Raw genomic sequence first — 19,157 nt, 5'->3', positions numbered from 1 at the left:
CGATGGCGCACAAGCACGAGTACCTCACTCCGTATGAGGGCAGGGTGAGGCCGGGGCGGGTCGCGTGGGCCCGCGTCGTCCTCACCCTCGTGATCGGCGCGGCAATCTGCCTGTTCGTGTTGCTGACCTTTGGCGACCCCGGACTCGGCACCGCTATCCTCCTCGCGATCGGTTTCGCGGGGTATGCACTATGGGCGTGGATGCGCACGTCGATCGGGTTCGTCGTAGACGAGCGTGGCCTCACGCCGAAGCTCGGCGGTTTCCTCGCGCGGCCCACGTGGCCGCTCGAGGACTTCCGCACGGTGCAGATCCGCGTCGTTGCACCGGAACGGGTCGGCTCACTCGTGGGCAACATCGGGCTCGGGCGCGCCGAAGTCACGGTCTCCCGCATGGATGAGGTACGCCCGGTGGCGCCGCTCAAACCTCGCACGCTTGTGGGGCCGCAGGCCGACACTCGGTTTGCGGTCACCCGCGGCGGTGAGCTCGTGGAGATCATCGGCCGAGACGGAGGGTCATACCTGCTCAGCCCCGAGCACCCGCGCGAGGTCGCCGAGGCGATCGCGAAGGCCATCACATTTGCGCGCTGAGCACTCGCGGCCCTGCCCTCACCTGCCTGTACACTTGTGGGCGTCATCCAACAGACAGGGGAGCACCGACCGGTGCTGAGAGTGCGCAAAGGGCGCTGACCCTCGAACCTGATCCGGTTAGCACCGGCGTAGGGAGTCGGGATTTCTCGCATGCCGCGGCCACGCCGCTTCACGGGCATGCCCCTTCCGAGTGGAAGGAGTGGTGATGACCGATCAACGCACAGCGCGAGCGGGCTTTTCCGAGCGCATTAAGTACCGCACGATTGATCTCGTCGTGATCGTCATGGTCGGCGTAGCCTTCGGCGTCGCCTTTGCCGGCTACGCGCACCTGTACAACCTTGTGGCCCCTCTCACCGCGGTTTTCCCCCCGCTCGAGGGCCTCCTCACTGGCTTCTGGTGCCTTCCTGCTCTCGTCGCGATGTTGATCGTTCGCCGCCCAGGCGCTGCCTTCGGCGCGGAAATTATCGCGGCGTGCCTCGAGGCGCTCCTCGGCAGCCACTTCGGTGTCGGCGCGCTTATCTCCGGCCTCATCCAGGGCGCGGGTTTCGAGATCGCGTTCGCGCTCTCGGGGTGGGCGAGTACGAGCGCTGCGGTTGTGATTGGCGGCTCGCTTCTGTCGACCCTCTTCGAGTGGCTTTACGAGATCACCGCCTACTTCCCCTCGTGGTCTGCGGGCTACAAAGTCATGCTTCTCGTATTCTTCTGGATCAGCGCCCTCACGCTTCTCGCTGCCCTCGGGCGCGCTATCGTCACGGCGCTCGCGAAGGCCGGCGCGCTCAATCAATTTCCGGTGGGCAGGGACTTTACCGTCTCTCAAGCCCCGCGTGGCGGTTCTAGAATCGATGCATGATGACCACAGCTGCTCCTGATAACCATTCCGCTTTTCGCTACCGCACTATCGATCTTCTCGTTGTTGTATCGATGGGCCTGATCGCGGGCGTCGCGTTCTTTGCCTACGCCGCCGGTCTCGGCGCACTCAAGCCCGTGTTCTCGCTTTTCCCGCCCAGTGAAGGCATCGCCGCGGGTCCGTGGGCTCTGCCGGCGGCGCTCTCGATGCTCATCGTTCGCAAACCAGGCTCGGCACTTGGCACGATGTGGATTGGCGCGATCATCGAGGCACTTCTCGGCTCGCACTTCGGGTGGACGGTGCTCATCTCGGGCGCGATCGTTGCGATCGGCTTCGAGGTCATGGGTGCCGCCACGAAGTACGCGAAGCCGTCGTTTAAGTGGGTTCTCGCAGGTGCCTGGATCTCGATGGTTTTGCAGTGGATTTGGGAGCAGTTCGTGTTCTTCCCGAGCTGGGCTATGCCGTTCCGCTTCGCCCACCTCGCACTGTTCATCATTTCTGGCGTCATTCTGCTTGCGTTGCCGGCGCCGGCAATCGTGCGCGCGCTTGCGAAGACCGGGGCTCTCGGGAACTTCGCACCCGGGCGTGAGGAGGCCGCACAGCGGTGAGTGAGAGCCCGACGCTTGCCTCAACCCGCCGCGCCGTGGGTGTGGGGATCGATGACTTCACCTATACGCCACCGGGGCGTAGGGCCCCGGTTCTTTCTGGCCTTTCCCTCCAGATTGATGCGGGTGAACGCGTTCTTCTCACGGGTGCGAGCGGCTCGGGAAAATCGACGATTCTCAAGGCCCTGAGCGGCCTCATTCCCGAGGACCCACCGGAAGGGATCGACCCGTCGGCACCGCTTCCCGAGGCGTCTCCCGTGCCGGGCGTCGCCCTCATGGTGCAAAATCCCGTCCACTCGTTCGTGGGCGCGACGACGGGAATCGATACCGCTTTCGGCCCGGAAAATGCAAGCGTTGATCCCTCACGCATGCCCGCAATGGTGCGCGATGCACACGCCGCGGCCGCGTTTTCTTCTCCGCTCGATGCCAACCCCTACCACCTTTCTGGTGGGCAGCAGCAGCGCCTCTCCCTCGCGGGCCTGATCGCTACGGGTGCCGGGGCGATCGCTCTCGATGAGCCGCTTGCGATGCTCGACGCCAAGACGGCACTCGCCGTACGCGACGCCATTTGCGAAGCAACCGAGGGCCTCACTCTCGTCGTTGCGGATCACCAAGTGGAGCTCTGGCGCGACCACGTCGACCGCGTCATCCGCATAGGTGCGGGCGGTCAGATACTTGAGGACGCTCCCGCGGGGGCATGGCGCGCGGACGACTCTCGCGGCGAAAGTGCGCTCGGCAGCGAACAAAAACCGCTGCGAGGAGGCAACGAGGGTACCGCCCTCATTGACCTCGAGGTTCCCGCGACACTCGAGGGCCGCACGCTGTTTGCCGGGCCCGTTCACGTCGAGCTTTACACCGGGGAACTCGCCGCGCTCACGGGTCCGAGCGGCATCGGCAAGTCGACCTTGATCCGCTACCTTCTCGAGGAGACCCGTGAACGTACGGGTAGGGGGAAGCGCGCAGCGAAAAGGGCGCCGTTTCGAGCCGCATGGCTCCCGCAAAACCCCGAGCAGAGCTTCGTCGCCCGCACCGTCCTCGACGAGGTGAAAGCCGGCGCCGAGGATCCGAGCGACGATGAGGCCGCACGGGCGTGGCTTGAGGCAACAGGCCTCGCCCACCTCGAATCCGCCGGCCCCTTCACACTTTCAGGGGGCGAGCAGCGCCGCCTCGCCTTCGCGACGGCACTCGCCTCAGGCCGCGACATTCTCGTGCTCGACGAGCCGACGGTGGGCCTCGACGACGCGGCGTTTGGCGCGGTGGCTGAGCTCATTGCTCGCGCACTCGTCAGCGGCCGCGCGGTTCTTGCGGCCACCCATGACGAGCGGCTCGTGCGCGCGTGCGACCGAGTCATTGCCCTCGAGGCAGCGCCGGGGCGTGACGATCTCCGAGAGAGTATCGCGTGCCAGCAACCGTCGGGCCCGTCCCCCGCTCCCCCAATCCCGCGCGTTCCCCACCCGCCGCGCGCCGTCGCTGCCGATAAGCTCAATCCACTCACGATCCTCGCGGTCGCTGCTTTAGCCTTCGCTGGATCGTGCGGAATGCACACGCTCGCGCCGACGCTCACGGGCACCATCCTCACGCTCACGCTCATCCCTCTCGCCTGGCGCACTCCAGCCCGGCTCATGGCGCGCCTTGCACCAATCGTGCTCGCGGCGCTCACCATCGCGTGGTCGGCCGGGATTCTCTCCGGCAGGCCACTCGGCGAACTGTCGACATGGCAGAGTGCCGGCGTCGAGGGCCTGAGAATCTTCGCCATGGTCGGCCCCGGCGCGATCCTTCTTGAAGGTCTAGACCCGACCCGCTTCGGTCAGGCTCTCGCCCAAAAGTGTCATGTTCCCGCGCGGTTTGCGGCAGCCATGAGTGCGGGCCTTGCGCGGCTCGGACACGTGTTTTCGCAGTGGGGCGACATCGTCTTTACGCGCCGCATCCGGGGCATCCAGCAGCGCAATTCCTTCGCGCTCTACGCCGGTGCAACGTTTGCGCTTCTCGTCTCGACGCTGCGCGGCGCGGAGATCCAAGCTCTCGCGATGGACGCGCGCGGATTCGCGACGGCGCAACGGCGCACGTGGGTCCACGATGCGCGGTTCACGTGGCACGATGCGTGGGGCTTGGGACTCGGGATCGTCCTGCTGGCCGCGCCCATCATCGCTACGCTTGTGGCATGAGTGACAACACCGCGCCCCAGCCCGGTACCGACGCCGATGAGGCCGCCGCACTCGCGCGCGCCCTCATGGACGCTGCACGCGAGGGGAACCTCGATATTCTCCGCCCCGCCATCGAGGCGGGAATTCCCCTCAACATGCAAGATGCAGACGGCAACACCATGCTCATGCTTGCCGCGTACCACGACCACGCGGCACTCGTGAAGCTGCTTGCAGAGCACGGCGCGGACGTCGACCTTCTCAACGACCGTGGCCAGAGCCCGCTCGCGGGCGCCGTATTCAAAGGTTTCGACGACGTGGTCGCGGTGCTCGTCGAAGCTGGTGCTGATCCCGATGCGGGAGTGCCCAGCGCGCGCGAGAGCGCTCGGTTCTTCTCCCGCGCCTACGCCTTCTGAAGACGTGTTTCCGCGCGCGCTAACGCAAGCGCACCGTCGAGCGGCGAGGCAGCCTCACGCACGTCGAACCCCTCGCGTTCGAGCGCATAGCGCATGAGATCCCCTATCGGGCCGCGAGCGGTGAGGACACTACCGGCGAGGACGACACTCACGGGTGAATTGCCGCGAAGAGGATCCGCGAGCGCAAGGGCCCCCTCGAGGAGACTGTCCACGGCTTGCGCGACGATCTCGCGTGCGACCTCGTCACTTTCGCCCTCGCCGAAATGACCGAGCTCGGTCACGATCGGGGCGAAACGCCCGTACTCGGCCGGGGTCAGGTCGTAGGCTTCACGGATGAGCGCTTGGCGTGGGTCGAGCTGGGCAGCGGTGTCACGCGGGTTGAAGCCCAGCGCCGCGCATACACGGTCGGTGAGGGCTGTCGAGCTCCCGCGCGCGTCGAGGTCCGCCGCCACTGCCTCGAGCGCGCGCTTGCCAAGCCACACGGCCGAGCCGACGTCCCCTAGCAGCCATCCCATGCCATCACGGCGCACCGACTCCACGCCCCGGACATAGCTCACGCTTGCCGCGCCGGTGCCCGCGAGAACGAGAACGCCGGTGGGTCGTGACGCGGATGCCGGGAAGGCACTCGCGAATGCCGTGCACAGGTCATCGACGACACGAACGCTCGCGGGATCGACCTGGATGTGGTGAGAGGCCGCTTGCGAGACAACGGCCTCACGCACGAGCGCCTCGATGCGCTCGTGGCGGGCGGGCCCCGCTCCAGATATGCCGAAGACGGCCTTTTCCAGGGTGCTACCGGTGTCGAGCGGGGCGAAGGCGCGCGCAAGTGTCTGCTCGAAGTGCTCGAGCGCGTCGGGCCCGGAGGACCTCACGTTAAACCCCGCGCCCTCGACGCGGACCGGCGTGAAACTCTCGCCACTTCGCCCATCGGCTCCCTCGATTGCGAGGCGCGTGTGGGTCGCTCCGACGTCGGCACCCAGAATCACGGAAATCGGCATGTCAGCAGTCCTTTCGGTCTCGCCCAGTATGTCATCCACCCCACAAGTTGTGGTAAGTTTCATCTTGAGGCATACGGATGAAATATTTTTTCACGACGGTGCCCGTCCCCCATAGCTCAAAGGAGACACTATGATCACCCGCAGGAACCTCATCGCCACCGGAGCGCTCGGCGCGGCCACCGTGGGCCTCGCCGCGTGCGGCAATTCGGGCGGTTCCTCCTCCAACCCCACCGATAAGGCCGCCAACGACGGCAAGACCATCACCCTGTGGATCATGGAGGGCACGAACGCCAAGACTGACGAATACGTCAAAGCCCTCCAGGAGGAGTTCACCAAGCACACGGGCGCGACTCTCAAGGTCGAGGTCCAGCCGTGGGATGGTGCGCACGACAAGTTCGTGACCGCCATGGCGGGCGGCACCGGCCCCGACGTTGCGGAGATCGGCACAACCTGGACTCCCGAGTTCGCGGATGCAGGGGGCCTCGACGACCTCACGGAAGACGTCAAGAAGGCCGGCATCGACTCTGACCTCGTCGATGCACTCAAGGAAGCGGGCACGCTTGACGGCAAGCTGTATGGCATGCCGTGGTACGCGGGCATCCGCTCGATCCTCGCGAACAAGGAGATCCTCGAAGCCGCGGGGGTCAACTCCCAGCCCCAGTCGTGGGATGACCTCCTCGCCATGATCGATACCCTCAAGACGAAGAACCCCGACGTCATCCCGTTCCCCGTCAACGGCGGATCCCCCTTCGCTCTCCTCCCCTTCATCTGGGGAGCAGGCGGCGACATCGCCGAAGGCTCCGGCAAAGACTGGAAGGCCACCATCAACGAAGCGCCCGCAGTCGAGGGCCTCACGTGGTACACCGACCTCGCCCTCAAGCATGGCTCGTCGACCGAGGCCGCCTCGACCTGGAAGGAGACCGACTCCCTCAAGCAGTTCCAGGAGGGCAAGGTCGCCATGTTCATCACCGGTTCGTGGGTGCCCGCAACCGTGAAGGCAAGCGACGAAGAACTGTTCAACAAGCTCACGGCTTTCACCATCCCCGCCAAGGACTCGGCGATCGCCGCCAGCTTCGTGGGCGGTTCCCACCTGTGCCGGTTCCTGGACTCCGAGGAGCCCGAGCTCGCCTTCGAACTCATCAAGCTCATGACAACCGGCGAATTCGCGACCCGGTGGAGCGAAGAGACGAACTTCTTCCCCGGCACGAAGTCAGCGCTCGACGAGACCATCGAGAACGGCACCGACCTCACAAAGGTCTTTGCTTCGCAAATGACCGAGGCCGGCAAGTCCGTACCCGTTACTCCAATGTGGGGCCAGATCGAGGGCAAGAAGACCCTCCCGAACCTCCTGAGCAACGTGCTCGCCGGTGGCCAGGCTCCGCAGGCTGCCGCTGATGCTGCCGCTAAGGAAATGGACGGAATCTTCGGCGCCTAAGCCGCATTTTTGTTCACCGACCATCGCTCGGGACCCACTCGCTGAGGGCTGGGTCCCGAGCCCCCAGCTCACGTCCGAAAGCTTCCTCGATGACCACCATGAACGACACTCACGAGAGTGCGCTGCCCCCGGCTGACACGAGCCGCTCGTCACGACTGTCGATGTGGGCGCGCCGACACTTGCCGCCGTGGCTGCTCCTTGCGCCCGGGCTCCTCACGCTCGCGGTCCTGTTGATCTTCCCCCTGTTTCGCGTATTCGACCTCTCGCTTCAGGACTACGGCCTGCGTAACCTGCTGAAGGGCACCACCAACTACGTGGGCTTCGCCAACTATTCGGCGATTCTCAGCGACCCGCATCTGTGGACAACCGTGCTTCCCAACACCGTCGGATTTGCGGCCGTGTGCGTGGTGCTGACGATGCTCGTGGGTGTTGCCGTTGCGCTGTTTCTCAATACGCTCTCGCTCACGTGGCGCAACATCTGCATCGGCGCGATCATGGTCGCGTGGGCCGTTCCCGCGCTGACCGGCACGTACGTGTTTGTGTGGCTTTTCGACCCCACGAGCGGGTTCGTGGCGAGCGTCCTTGAATCACTCGGGCTGTTCACTCCGGGCAGCGCCAACTGGTGGGATTCTCGCCTCGCGTTTTACGGAATTGCCGCACTCAATGTCGTGTACCACGGCTTTCCCTTTATCGCCGTGACGACCCTCGCCGGGCTCCTCACGATCCCGGAGTCCCTGTATGAGGCCGCGAAAGTCGATGGCGCGAGTGCGTTCAAGCGCTTCACGAACGTCACCATCCCGATGATCCGCCCGATCCTCGCCGTGTGCATCATCTTGTCGACGATTTGGGACTTCAAGGTCTTCACGCAGATCTATCTCATGCCCGGCGGCGATGGGTCGAACAGGCACATGATGAACCTCGGCGTGTGGTCCTACACCGAGTCGTTTGGGCAGGGAAAGTACGGCATGGGCTCTGCTATCGCGGTACTTCTCACTCTCGTCCTTCTCGCGATCTCCGTGGTCTACATGCGCGCACTCATGAAGGAGGATGAACTGTGAGCACCACCGCTTCGACAGGCGCCACACCCGCCAATAAGAAGAACCCGCTTCGCCCCGCAAATATCGCGAAGGCGTTCGGCATCGCCCTTCTTCTCCTCTACGCGCTCTTCCCGTTTTACTGGATGCTCACGACCGCTGTGGACACGCACGCAAACTCTCGCGGCGCGGGCATTTTGCCTTCGGGCTTCACCCTCGATCACTTTAAAACTGTCCTGATCGACGCGAACTTCTTCGAGTACATCAAGGTCTCCCTCATCGTCGCGGCCGGCACCGTGCTCCTGTCGGGTGCAATCGCGCTGTTCGCCGCGATTGGCGTCGCTCGCTACCGCTTCCGCCTTCGCACCGTCGTGCTCGTTCTCGTGCTCATGGTGCAGATGGTGCCGCTCGAGGCTCTCGTGATCCCGCTGTTCCTCCAGGCGCGCACCCTCAACATGCTCAACTCGCTCCTCGGGCTCGTGATCGTCTATCTCGCCTTCTCGCTTCCGTTCGCGATTTGGAACCTCAAGGGTTTCGTCGCCGCGGTCCCGAAGGAACTTGAGGAAGCCGCCTACATCGATGGCGCCGGATGGTTCAGGATGTTCTTCTCGATTCTCCTGCCGCTCGTCGCCCCCGGTCTCGTCGCCACGAGCGTGTTCGCGTTCATCACCGCGTGGAACGAATTCATTTTTGCCCTCACGTTTATGACGGACTCTTCGAAGTACACGGTAGGTGTTGGCCTGCGGACGTTCTTCACCCAGAACACGGCCGACTGGGGGCCGATCATGGCCGCCTCGACCATCATCGCGCTTCCCGTTGTGATCTTCTTCGTCCTGGTCCAGCGCCAGCTGTCGTCGGGGCTCACGGCAGGCGCGGTCAAAGGTTAGAAGGTGACCATGTCTCAGTCTCGTTTTGATGCCGATGCTCTCGCCCCGCTTCTCGCGTCTTTTCCCGGCACGGACGTCCCTGAATGGCTCGCGAAGGCGCTCGAGGCCGGACTCGGCGGTGTGTGCCTGTTCGGGTACAACACGCCGAATACGCGCGAGGCCCAAAGGCTCATCACCCAGGTGCGCGAGGCGAGTTGCACAGAGCCGATCGTCACGATCGACGAGGAGGGCGGCGACGTCACCCGGCTCTATGCGGCGCGCGGCGGCGCGTTTCCAGCAGCCCGTGGTTTCGGCGACATCAACGATCCCGAGCTTTCGCGCGAATACGGCGAGGCCATCGGACGGGTGCTTGCCGCGATTGGCGTACGCATGAACTTCGCCCCCGTCGCAGACGTCAACACGAACCCTGCAAATCCCGTGATCGGTGCCCGCAGTTTCGGCACGTCGCCGGGGCTGGTCGCGCGGCATGCGCGGGCGGTGTGCGAGGGGCTTTCGCGCGCGGGAGTGCTGAGCTGCGCGAAGCATTTTCCCGGGCACGGGGACACTGCGGTGGATTCGCACCTGGGGGTTCCGACGGTCGCCCTGTCGCGCGAGGACGCCCTCGCCCAGCATGTCGCGGCCTTCCGCGAGCTCGGCAGCGCGCCCGATGCCCTCATGACGGGCCACGTGTGTGTGCCGTCGCTCGGTGATGGGCCCGCAACGATTGCCCCGTGGTCGTATTCTCTCGCTGCGCAGACCAATCCCGATGCGCTCGTCGTCACCGATGCTCTCGACATGGGGGCGATTACCGAATCGGTGGGCTACGCGGAGGCAGCCGTGCGGGCGCTTGAGGCAGGTGCGCACCTGCTGTGTCTTGGGACGTCGATCCGCCGTGATGGCGAGAACATGCTTGTCGAGGCCCACGACGCGATCGCTGAGGCTCTTCGTTCGGGTCGGCTTGATCGCGGTGAGCTGCGCTCGCGCGCCGAGCGCGTGCGCACAACCCTCGAGAGGCGCCCACGTGTGTCTGCGTGCACCGTAGAGGCTCTCGAGAGTGCGGAGGCTCATCTCGAGGCAGTTGGCGAGCGTGCCTCTCGACGTGCGGTGCGGTGGGCACTCGAGTCGTCGCCTGTCGCGGGCCACGTTTCGACCGCAGCCATCGTCGATGCGCGTTTCGCGCACGATTACGCTGCGGGTAAGGGGCGCACCTTCCTCGCGCCGGTACTCGAGCATCGAGGCATTCGCCTTCTGCCCGCAGACCCGCCGCCGGGCTACGAAAGCCCGCAGGTGACGTTCGTGCTCACGCGGCTTGGCTCGGCGAGTGACGCGGAAACGGCTCGTCTCGATCAGGCCGCCGCGAATGCACACGAGTTGGGCTCGCGCCTGCTCGTCCTTCACACGGGTGTTCCGGAAACGGCACCGCTCCCCCACACACTCTCATCGCCCGCAGCCGTTCTTCTCACCTATGGTGCGAGTCGGGGCGTCATGAACGCCGCAGCCGATCTCGCTCTGGGAGAGGTCGTGCGATGAGGATCCTCGGTCTCATGACGGGCACGTCGGTTGATTCGGCGGATTTCGCCCTCGTCGATTTCTCCCGCGACGGCGACGTGCTTCACGCACGCGTGAAGAGCTCGGGTGAGCACCCGTGGCCCGACGCCCTTCGCAGCCGCGTCCTCGAGGCCGTGACCAGCGCGAGTGTTCCCTCGCTCGCAGAGCTCACACTGCTCGATGCGCACGTTGGCGAGTTCCTCGCTGGCGTCGTCACAAGCGTGCGCGACGATGCCCGCGAACGCGGATCCGACACACCACTCGATCTTGTCGTCTCGCCCGGGCAAACGCTCTTTCACAACGTCGAGGGCGGGCGCACCCTCGCAACCCTCGCCATTGGAGACGCCTCCCGTATCCACGCCGCAACCGGGATTGCGGCGCTGAGCACCGTGCGCAGCGCCGACATCGCCCGTGGCGGGACCGGCGCGCCACTCGCCCCTCTCCTCGACCAACTCCTGCTCGGCCCCGATGGCGGATGCGCGGTGAACATCGGTGGGATAGCCAATGCGACGCTGTGCACCCCGGCAGCCGTCGGACCAACCGCTCCCCCGCTCGTGCGTGCGGGCGACACGGGCCCCGGTAACGGGCTCATCGACGCGGCCGCCGCCCTTCGCACGGGAACGGCGTGCGATACGGATGGTGCCCGAGCCGCCGCCGGACGTGTGGACGACACCCTTCTTTCAGCGCTGCTCGCCGACCCTTACTTCGCACTTCCCTTTCCGAAGTCCACGGGCAGGGAGTATTTTTCGCCGGCGTGGCTCGATGCTCGCGCACGCGAAGCGGGCATCGACCTGAACGCGCTTAGCGCTGAGAACCTGCTCGCGACGCTCACGGAACTCACTGCCCGTGCACTCGCTGATGCGCTCAAGGCCGAAGTGGGGCACGAGCCTCGCACGCGCCTTCACGTGACCGGCGGCGGCGCCCACAACCCGACCCTCATGGCCCGCATCGAAGCCCTCCTTCCTGCATGTACGGTGACTACGGGACCGCTTGGCGGCCTCGACCCCGACATCAAAGAAGCGTTCCTCATGGCCCTCATCGGCTACTACTCTGCGCACGGCTTGCCCGGTGCGCTGATCGATGCCACGGGTGCCGCAGAGCCCGCTGTCCTCGGTCAACTCACCCCGCCGCACGCCCTGCGCACCGTCCCGCTTTCGACAACCGCACCCCGCCAACTTCTCGTGGAGGATTCCCGTGACTGATTCACATGGCCCGCTCACGCCGCTTGTCCAAGTGCATTCGCCTACCGAAGAGCGCAATCCCCGCTCGCGCGACATCGATACGCTCGCATCCGAGCAGGTTGTCTCGCGCATCCTCGCGGAAGATGCCACGGTCGTCGCGGCCGTGCAAGCACTGACCCACGAGATCGCGCGCTTGACCGACCTGTGCGTGGACGCCCTCACGATCGGGGGCCGCGTGCACTACGTGGGAGCAGGGACCTCGGGTCGTCTCGGTGTTCTCGATGCGGTCGAGCTCCTTCCCACCTACAACGCAGGCTCCGATATGTTCGTCGCGCATCTGGCCGGCGGCGATGGGGCAATGATGAAAGCTGTCGAGGGCGCCGAAGATAGCGAAGAGCTTGGCGCGAGTGTGGTTGCGGACCACGCGGGCGCGCACGACGTCATCGTGGGGCTTGCCGCGAGTGGCCGAACCCCGTACGTGAAGGGCGCGCTTGCGGCTGCCCGCGAGCGCGGACTCGCCACGGCGCTCGTGAGTGCCAACCCGAACGCACCGCTCGCGGCGCTTGCCGATGTGCCGCTTCTCGTGAACACTGGTCCCGAGGTTGTCACGGGGTCGACCCGGATGAAAGCTGCGACCGCGCAAAAGGTGCTCCTCAACGCCCTGTCGACGTCGGTGATGGTGCGTCTCGGCAAGACCTTCGAGAACCTCATGATCGATGTTCGCGCGACGAATGAGAAGCTCGTGGCACGCACGGTGCGCATCGTGCGCGAAGCAACGGGCGCGAATGAAGACGACGCGCGCGCTGCGCTCGGCGCGACCGGGAACAACCTGCGCGCCGCCCTCGTGCTCCTCCTCGCTGGAGCCTCGCTTGAGCACGCTCCGGAGGCCCTCGAGGTTCTCGCGCAGTTCCCGCCTTCTGCTAAGCGCCCGGGGGACGCCTCGGGGATTCGTTCGGCAAGCGAAGCCTTGCGCGCCCGCGTGAGCTCTCCGACGGCCGCCGAGGAACGATAGGCACCCCACCATGACAGGCGAAGACTCCCAGCGCCCACCGGCACGAGTCCTCGATGCTCTCGAGGATGCCGCCAAGAGCGAGTCGCGCACCCTCGCGCGCGCGAGCCGCTACCTCTTGAATCACCCCGACGAGGCCCTCTCTCGACCCATTGCTGAGATTGCCGCGGCCTCTCGCACGTCGCCCGCGAGCATCGTGCGGCTCGCCACGAGCCTCGGTTTCAGCGGCTTTAGGGAGTTGAGGGCCGCGTTCCGTGAGGACCTGGCGTTTTCGCGCGGGCGCGCGACAACCATCGCGGGTGGCGACGAGCGTGCCGCGAGCGCGCTTGCCGCCGACATCGACCCGCAGGACTCTCTCGAAGCGGTCGTCAAGAAGGTGGCGTTTGCCGATTCGCGCGCGGTTGCCGATACCGCCGATGCCGTGAGCGTAAGCGAACTCGAGCGTGCGCGGACGTTGTGCACGAGAGCCCGCCAGGTGGTGACGTTCGGTGTGGGAGCTTCGGCGTTTGCGGCGATGGACCTCGAACAAAAACTCGCCCGCATCGGTATGCGCGCCACGAGCTACGTGGATGCGCACCAGGCCTTGCCTGCGGCGTCGCTCATGGGCGACGGTGACGTCGCAGTCGGTATTTCGCACTCCGGCGAAACGCTCGACATTCTTGATTCGCTCGCGATTGCGCAGGATGCGGGCGCAGCCACGATCGCGATTACGAATGCACCGTCGAGTGAGATCGCCCGCCTTGCCGATATCACGTTGCTGACTCACGCCCACGAGTCGGAGCTGCGCTCGGGAGCGACGGCTTCAAGGATTGCGCAGCTTACCGTCGTAGATTTTCTCTTTGTCGCCATCGCACAAATGCGCATGGACGAGGCTCACGAGGCGCTCGCACGCACGTATTCCGCGGTCTCGGCAAGGAGGCGATAACCTACTCCACCGACGTTCCAGGCCCTCCGCCCAGGGTGCAAAACCTCTGCATTGTCAGGGACGGGGCTCTTGACGGGGACATTAGGTCGTTTTTCGTCATGCTCACGAGATTCTCAACGAGGAGACCCTATGACTAACCTTTCACGTCGTTCATTCGTCACGCTTTCCGGCGCCGCCAGCGCGGGCGCCTTCGTCGCCGCGATCGGTGCGGTCCCGGCCGTCGCGTCGCCTTCACCGCAGGAGGCGAGCGCCTCCGACGCAGCAGTGGCCCCACGCGCACGCGAGTTTCGCGCGATGTGGATCGCCTCCACCGACAATATTGACTACCCGAGTCGCACCGGCCTCAGCGTCGAGGAATCCAAAGCGGAATTCATCGCGTGGCTTGATCTGGCGAAGGAGCTCAACCTCAACGCGGTGATTTCTCAGATCCGCCCTGCTGCCGATGCCTTCTGGCCCTCGCCGTATGAACCGTGGTCGCAGTTCCTCACGGGCGAACAGGGCAAGGACCCGGGGTTTGACCCCCTCGCATTCCAGATCGAGGAGGCCCACAAGCGCAACCTCGAATTCCACGCGTGGTACAACCCGTTCCGGGTGTCGATGACCGAATCCGTCGATCACCTCGTCCCCGACCACCCCGCGCTCGTGAACGAGGGGTGGGCGTGGGCGTACGGGACGAAGACCTATTTCGATCCGGGTATCCCTGAGGTTCGAGAGCACTCGCTGCGCGCGATCATGCATTCGGTTGAGCATTACGACATCGATGCGGTCCACTTCGACGACTACTTCTATCCGTACAAGGTTGAAGGTAAGGACTACCCGGACCAGGCGACCTATGAGCGCTACTCGGATGGCACGTCGTCGCTTGATGATTGGCGTCGCGAGAACATCACGATCTTTATCCGCGAGATGCGAGAGAGGATCCGCTCGTGCAAGCCGTGGGTGAAGTTCGGTATTAGCCCGTTCGGTATTTGGCGCAACAACACGAGCGATCCCGCCGGGTCTGCGACGAGCGGGTCGGAGAGCTACGAGATCATTTGCGCGGATTCGCGCGCGTGGGTCAAGGATGGCCTCGTCGACTACATCAATCCGCAGATCTACTGGCCGATCGGGCTTGAGGTCGCCGACTACGCGGCACTCGTTCCCTGGTGGAACGATGTCGTCGAGGGCACCGATGTCGCACTCTACATTGGCCAAGCGATGTACAAGCAGGCCTCGGGCGCAATCGAGGATCCGGAAGAGATGGCACGCCACCTCGACTTCAATCGCGACTACCCGCGTGTCGAGGGCGATGTGTACTTCTCGGCGAAGTCAGTGCGTGATGAGCGAGACGGTGCGATGGGCGAGGTCGTTCGCCGCCACTACGCCCATCCCGCGATCGTGCCTGTCATCGCTCACATGGGAGGAGCCGCGCCGCGCACGCCAAAAGGCCTCAAGGTGCGTTGCTCGCGCGGTAATGCCGTGGTCGAGTTCAATCGCCACCCTCATTCTGAGGCGACGAGTTTCGCGATCTACCGGGTCTCGGGTGCGCGATTTGATCCCGCCGAACTCGCAGATGGCCGCAACCTTCTCGCGTGTGTACGCGCCGATGCGCAAGTCGTGCGCCAGAGCGTTCACGTTGAGGGGGTCGCGGGCGGTGACTGGATCATCGTGACGGCGCTCGATCGTCTGTGGAACGAGTCTGATCCCTCGAAGCCAACCCGCGCACGCTGACCGGGGCATCTATGCATCTGGATGAGGGTGCAGAAAACGGGCACATCGCTTCGTTTTCTGCACCCTCACCGTTTGGGGCGTGCGACGAAGGGCGCGATTGTTCGCTAGAGGTGGACGCGCACCTCGGCCCCGTCGCGGTACGCCGAAAACATCATGGGCGAGTTATGAGCGATGACCAATTCCCCGGTGGGCAGCACTGCGATGAGGCCTCCGCTCGAGCCCTTTTCGGTGAGGGTCTCCTCGATGGTGGCCGCAACAGCAGAGGGAAGGTCGCAGCCCGCATACCTCATGCGTGCAGCAACGTCGTAAGCCACAACGCCGCGGAGGAAGGCCTCGCCCTCCCCCGTGCATGACAGTGCCGCGAGTCCATCGCGCGCGTATGTGCCCGCCCCGATCACGGGGGTGTCCCCGATGCGACCCACATCCTGGGCGCTGATTCCTCCCGTCGAGGTTGCGGCGGCGAGGTGGCCGTTCGCATCAAGGGCCACGGCTCCGACGGTGCCGTGCCTCGGGCCGCTCTCACTCTTGTCGAGCAGCCGTCGCAGCTGTGCGAGGCGCCGCTCGGTGACGAACCACTCGGGGTTTGCGACCTCGAGGCTCCACTCACGCACGAGCTGCGCTGGCGGATCGACGATCATGACGTGATCGGTGCGTTCCATGACGGCGCGCGCCGCACGCACGGGGCTCTTGGCGTGCTGACTCGCGAGAACGGCCCCGGCAAGACCGCTAGCCCCGTCCATGATCGAGGCGTCGAGTTCGGCACGGCCGTCTTTCGCGAGCGCCGCACCACGACCCGCGTTGAACAGCGGGTTCTCCTCGAGCGATTGCACAGCAGCGCAGCACGCCTCGAGGGCGCTTCCGCCGCCCGACAGTACCGCTTCACCGGCCGCGTGTGCCTCGCGCAAACCGCTCTCGTAATCGGCCTGTTCACCGAGCTCGAGAATGCGACCGCCGGCACCACCGTGGATCGCAAGTGCCCACGGCTCGGCGCTCGCCCGGTGAAGCGTAAGGGTGGCTGGTGGCTGGACGTTCTCCTCGCCGGCTGCGCGCGCGGCAGACACGCTCGTGTTCATCGTCGCTCCTCCTCGAAACACTTACGGGTGGTGGTACTCCATCGTGTAATGCGCGATCCCAGCTTCGTAGAACTCGTCGCTCACGGTCACGTATCCGAGCGATTCGTACCAGTCTTTGAGGTAGGACTGTCCGTGGATAACGATCTTCTGGGTGCTCTCGCGCTCCTTGCACAGGTCGATTGCCGCGGCCATGAGGTCGCCGCCATAACCGCCACGGCGGGCACTCTTGGCGCACGCGAGGCGACCGATTCTCATGCATCCCTCACCGGGGAACACGCGGATCGTCCCGATCACATCGCCGTCTTTTTCCCACCACACGGTGATGGTGGAATCCTCGCGGTCGAGCCCGTCGAGCTCTTGCTCGCTCGATACGCCCTGCTCAATGATGAACACGTCCTGGCGGAGCATGCACAGCGAGTACACGATCTCGGGCTCCATGAAGCTGAGGTGCGACGCCTTGAGGGTGGAACCGTCGGGCCTTTCGGCGAGCACGCGCAGATCAAACTTGGGGTGTGGGGTCATCTCATTCACCCTCCGGAGTGTACGCCCAGCCGGCTGCACTGTTCAGGTCCGTCCACCCGGCCTTGCGAACGCGGCGCCTTTGGCAGCGGGGACACCAGTACAGGGCGCGCCCGGCAAGGTCGGCATCGCGAATGCTCGCCTCGCACAGGCGGCACGGGAACCCCTGACGGTGATACACGTAAAACGACTCCTCGCGAGGAACACTCGCGGGGTCATCATCCCCGTTTTGGTACACGGGAACCGTGCGTTCGTTGAGCTCGCGGTGAATCTTCCGATGCTCGGGCTGCGTCGTGACGATGCGGCCCGTCCGCTCGCCGTACGCCATGAGAGGCACGAGATCCTCCCACAGCGCCTCGATCAGCGGTGTCGTGAGTTCGTTGCCGGGCACGTAAGGGTCGAGCCGCGCGCGAAACAGCAGTTCGGCGCGGTAGATGTTGCCGATGCCCGCGCATACGCGCTGGTCCATGAGGAGCTGACCGATGCTCTGGCGTGATTTCTTGATGCGCCGCACGAACTCACGCGGATCGGCGTCCGAGCGCAGCGGGTCAGGCCCGAGACGTTCGAGCACCGCTTCCCGCTCGGCCTCGTCGATCACGCGGCACTGGTTGGGACCGGTCAGGTCAGCAAGCCCCTCTGCTCCGCGAATGCGGAGTCTGACGTTGACCCCGGGCACAATCGAAGCCCAGGAGCCGTCGGACGCCACCTCAAGCCCCTTGCGGGGCGCACCGATCGCGCGCACCTGATGGAAGCGCTCACTGCCCGCGAATGTCCACGAGCCGTACAGCCCCAAGTGAATATGGATGAACCGAAGCGGTTCGGTGTCCTCGTGCGGAGCGAAGCCCATGAAGAGGTGCTTGCCCGCCGCCTCGGCTCGCGCCATGACCCAGCCGTCGAGTTCCGCGGCTCCCGCCTCAAACCGGCCCTGCGGCGACGAAAGCCGCACCCGGGTATTTCCGAATGCGGCGTTCATCGCGCGTGCGAGCCGGTGAATCGTATGCCCCTCGGGCATCGCTCACCGCCCTTTCGTTAGCGCTCCCGGTACGTGCCAGTCTTCTCGTATTCGGCGATCTTGCCGATGCGTCGCACGTGACGCTCGTCGCCGGAGAACGGTTCGTTCACGAACGTCTCGATAAGGGCGATGAGCTCCTCCTCGCTGTGTTGGCGCGCACCGACCGCGATCACGTTCGCGTCGTTGTGTTCACGCGCGAGCTTCGCGGTCGCTTCATTCCACACGAGTGCCGCACGCACGCCCTGAACCTTGTTCGCGGCGATCTGCTCCCCGTTTCCGGAGCCACCGATCACGATTCCAAGGCTTCCGGGATCCGCGACGACCGCCTCACCGCAGTCCGAACAAAACGGCGGGTAGTCGTCGAGTGGATCCACCTCGAACGCGCCGTGGTCGATCACCTCGTGTCCCTTACCCTCGAAGACGGAGATGAGCCGGTTCTTGAGGTCGAAGCCGGCGTGGTCAGTGGCGATATGCAAGCGCATGAGCGGCCCTTTCTTGTGTGATCGATTGAGGCGTTGAGGGCATCAGGAGAAGTCGAGTTCACCGGTTCGAGCTCTCTTGAGCTCGGCAAAACCGCGCACGGTCGCCATCGACGCGAGGCCGTCGAGAAGCGAACCGGCTTCCTCCCCGCGAGGCGCACGGGCGAGCACGGGGCCGAAATAGGCGGTTCCGGAACCAAAGGAGATCACGGGCGTCCCCACGTCGTCGCCCACCATCTTCTGCACCTTCGCTTGTTCCTCTCGCAGCTCACCCTCGTAGGTGCGGCCTTCCCAGTGCTCGAGGTACGAGGCATCGATTCCGGCTTCCTCGAGCGATTCGCGTGCAACCTCGAGGTAGTCATCCTTGCGGTCCTGCACGTGGAAGCGCTCGCCCCACGCGGTGTAGAGCTTCGAGAACGCCTCTTGGCCGCATTCGCGCTGCACGGCCATGAAGAGGTGTGCGGGGCTCAGGGTCTGGTCAATGAGGGCACGGTAGTTCGGGTCGAGATCGCGGCCCTCGTTGAGCACATACAGCGACATGATGGAAAAACGCGGGGTGAACTGCGGCCGCTCCTTCACGGCGTTGAGCAGCCAGCGGCTCGTCACCCACGCGTACGGGCACGTAGGGTCGATGTAGAGAAGGACTTCGCGATTCGCGGTGGTCACGCGGCACTCCTTTCGTAGCGGATCAATACCGGCCCATTGTGTCAGACGCCACCGTCCGTTTTCCGAGAACCGATTGCGGAACCTCGCGTTTCTTCGTTGACTTAAA

Annotated in this window: 19 protein-coding genes and 1 riboswitch; of the genes, 13 read left to right on the top strand and 6 right to left on the bottom strand. The window is 65.0% G+C overall.

All coding sequences use genetic code 11. The features are described 5' to 3' along the window. Nucleotides 1-2 precede the first annotated feature (2 nt). From DEHOM01_RS02125 to DEHOM01_RS02105, 5 genes are all read left to right on the top strand, one after another. Nucleotides 3-587, top strand: a complete 585-nt coding sequence (locus tag DEHOM01_RS02125; protein WP_061211265.1) for a hypothetical protein — start codon at nucleotides 3-5, stop codon at nucleotides 585-587. A gap of 46 nt (nucleotides 588-633) precedes the next feature. Further along, nucleotides 634-739: riboswitch (TPP riboswitch) on the top strand. A gap of 53 nt (nucleotides 740-792) precedes the next feature. Continuing rightward, nucleotides 793-1,437: an ECF transporter S component gene (locus DEHOM01_RS02120; protein ID WP_061211264.1), complete on the top strand. Its 645-nt coding sequence runs from the start codon at nucleotides 793-795 to the stop codon at nucleotides 1,435-1,437. Continuing rightward, nucleotides 1,434-2,042 (top strand): ECF transporter S component, encoded by a 609-nt coding sequence (locus DEHOM01_RS02115; RefSeq protein ID WP_016664257.1) that lies wholly within the window; start codon nucleotides 1,434-1,436, stop codon nucleotides 2,040-2,042. The genes DEHOM01_RS02120 and DEHOM01_RS02115 overlap by 4 nt, the downstream gene beginning before the upstream one ends. After that, nucleotides 2,039-4,204: an ATP-binding cassette domain-containing protein gene (locus DEHOM01_RS02110; RefSeq protein WP_061211263.1), complete on the top strand. Its 2,166-nt coding sequence runs from the start codon at nucleotides 2,039-2,041 to the stop codon at nucleotides 4,202-4,204. The genes DEHOM01_RS02115 and DEHOM01_RS02110 overlap by 4 nt, the downstream gene beginning before the upstream one ends. Then, the gene (locus DEHOM01_RS02105) at nucleotides 4,201-4,596 is read left to right on the top strand and encodes an ankyrin repeat domain-containing protein (RefSeq protein ID WP_061211262.1); all 396 of its coding nucleotides are present in this window, start codon (nucleotides 4,201-4,203) and stop codon (nucleotides 4,594-4,596) included. Before DEHOM01_RS02110 ends, DEHOM01_RS02105 begins: the two co-directional genes overlap by 4 nt. Here the strand turns inward: DEHOM01_RS02105 and DEHOM01_RS02100 are convergent. After that, nucleotides 4,584-5,594, bottom strand: a complete 1,011-nt coding sequence (locus DEHOM01_RS02100; protein WP_061211261.1) for an N-acetylglucosamine kinase — start codon at nucleotides 5,592-5,594, stop codon at nucleotides 4,584-4,586. The genes DEHOM01_RS02105 and DEHOM01_RS02100 overlap by 13 nt on opposite strands. A 130-nt stretch (nucleotides 5,595-5,724) precedes the next feature. Between DEHOM01_RS02100 and DEHOM01_RS02095 the strand changes: the two genes are divergently transcribed. The 8 genes from DEHOM01_RS02095 (at nucleotide 5,725) to DEHOM01_RS02060 (ending at nucleotide 15,302) form a co-directional block, all read left to right on the top strand. Continuing rightward, nucleotides 5,725-7,029 (top strand): sugar ABC transporter substrate-binding protein, encoded by a 1,305-nt coding sequence (locus DEHOM01_RS02095; protein ID WP_061211260.1) that lies wholly within the window; start codon nucleotides 5,725-5,727, stop codon nucleotides 7,027-7,029. Between the two features lie 89 nt (nucleotides 7,030-7,118). Then, complete coding sequence (locus DEHOM01_RS02090) at nucleotides 7,119-8,087, top strand: carbohydrate ABC transporter permease (protein WP_016664252.1); 969 nt, start codon at nucleotides 7,119-7,121, stop codon at nucleotides 8,085-8,087. Continuing rightward, nucleotides 8,084-8,950 (top strand): carbohydrate ABC transporter permease, encoded by an 867-nt coding sequence (locus DEHOM01_RS02085; RefSeq protein ID WP_082738649.1) that lies wholly within the window; start codon nucleotides 8,084-8,086, stop codon nucleotides 8,948-8,950. The genes DEHOM01_RS02090 and DEHOM01_RS02085 overlap by 4 nt, the downstream gene beginning before the upstream one ends. A gap of 9 nt (nucleotides 8,951-8,959) precedes the next feature. Further along, the gene (locus DEHOM01_RS02080) at nucleotides 8,960-10,459 is read left to right on the top strand and encodes a glycoside hydrolase family 3 N-terminal domain-containing protein (protein ID WP_061211259.1); all 1,500 of its coding nucleotides are present in this window, start codon (nucleotides 8,960-8,962) and stop codon (nucleotides 10,457-10,459) included. Next, a complete protein-coding gene (locus DEHOM01_RS02075) occupies nucleotides 10,456-11,679 on the top strand; it encodes an anhydro-N-acetylmuramic acid kinase (protein WP_061211258.1) in 1,224 nt (407 codons plus the stop codon). Before DEHOM01_RS02080 ends, DEHOM01_RS02075 begins: the two co-directional genes overlap by 4 nt. Then, nucleotides 11,672-12,670 (top strand): N-acetylmuramic acid 6-phosphate etherase, encoded by a 999-nt coding sequence (locus DEHOM01_RS02070; protein ID WP_061211257.1) that lies wholly within the window; start codon nucleotides 11,672-11,674, stop codon nucleotides 12,668-12,670. Before DEHOM01_RS02075 ends, DEHOM01_RS02070 begins: the two co-directional genes overlap by 8 nt. A 10-nt stretch (nucleotides 12,671-12,680) precedes the next feature. Continuing rightward, nucleotides 12,681-13,592, top strand: a complete 912-nt coding sequence (locus tag DEHOM01_RS02065; protein WP_061211256.1) for a MurR/RpiR family transcriptional regulator — start codon at nucleotides 12,681-12,683, stop codon at nucleotides 13,590-13,592. A 129-nt stretch (nucleotides 13,593-13,721) separates the two neighbouring features. Further along, entirely contained in the window at nucleotides 13,722-15,302 is a 1,581-nt protein-coding gene (locus DEHOM01_RS02060; RefSeq protein ID WP_061211255.1) for a glycoside hydrolase family 10-like protein, read from the top strand. Nucleotides 15,303-15,406: 104 nt separating this feature from the next. On the opposite strand, the gene DEHOM01_RS02055 is transcribed toward DEHOM01_RS02060, so the two are convergent. From DEHOM01_RS02055 to DEHOM01_RS02035, 5 genes are read right to left on the bottom strand one after another with little or no spacing between them, the layout of a single operon-like run. Further along, nucleotides 15,407-16,375 carry an isoaspartyl peptidase/L-asparaginase family protein gene (locus DEHOM01_RS02055; RefSeq protein WP_061211254.1) on the bottom strand — a complete coding sequence of 323 codons (969 nt, stop codon included), beginning with the start codon at nucleotides 16,373-16,375 and terminating at the stop codon, nucleotides 15,407-15,409. A 21-nt stretch (nucleotides 16,376-16,396) separates the two neighbouring features. Next, on the bottom strand, nucleotides 16,397-16,897 hold the full coding sequence (locus tag DEHOM01_RS02050) for a GNAT family N-acetyltransferase (RefSeq protein ID WP_061211253.1): 501 nt from the start codon (nucleotides 16,895-16,897) through the stop codon (nucleotides 16,397-16,399). 1 nt (nucleotide 16,898) lies between these two features. Further along, nucleotides 16,899-17,906 (bottom strand): Fpg/Nei family DNA glycosylase, encoded by a 1,008-nt coding sequence (locus DEHOM01_RS02045; protein WP_061211252.1) that lies wholly within the window; start codon nucleotides 17,904-17,906, stop codon nucleotides 16,899-16,901. Between the two features lie 17 nt (nucleotides 17,907-17,923). Continuing rightward, complete coding sequence (locus tag DEHOM01_RS02040; protein ID WP_061211251.1) at nucleotides 17,924-18,388, bottom strand: ribose-5-phosphate isomerase; 465 nt, start codon at nucleotides 18,386-18,388, stop codon at nucleotides 17,924-17,926. 42 nt (nucleotides 18,389-18,430) lie between these two features. Beyond that, entirely contained in the window at nucleotides 18,431-19,051 is a 621-nt protein-coding gene (locus DEHOM01_RS02035; RefSeq protein ID WP_061211250.1) for a mycothiol-dependent nitroreductase Rv2466c family protein, read from the bottom strand. Nucleotides 19,052-19,157 lie beyond the last annotated feature (106 nt).

It is taken from the genome of Dermabacter hominis NBRC 106157 (genome assembly GCF_001570785.1).
Classification (GTDB): domain Bacteria; phylum Actinomycetota; class Actinomycetes; order Actinomycetales; family Dermabacteraceae; genus Dermabacter; species Dermabacter hominis.
This window is presented reverse-complemented; position numbering and strand designations above follow the sequence as displayed.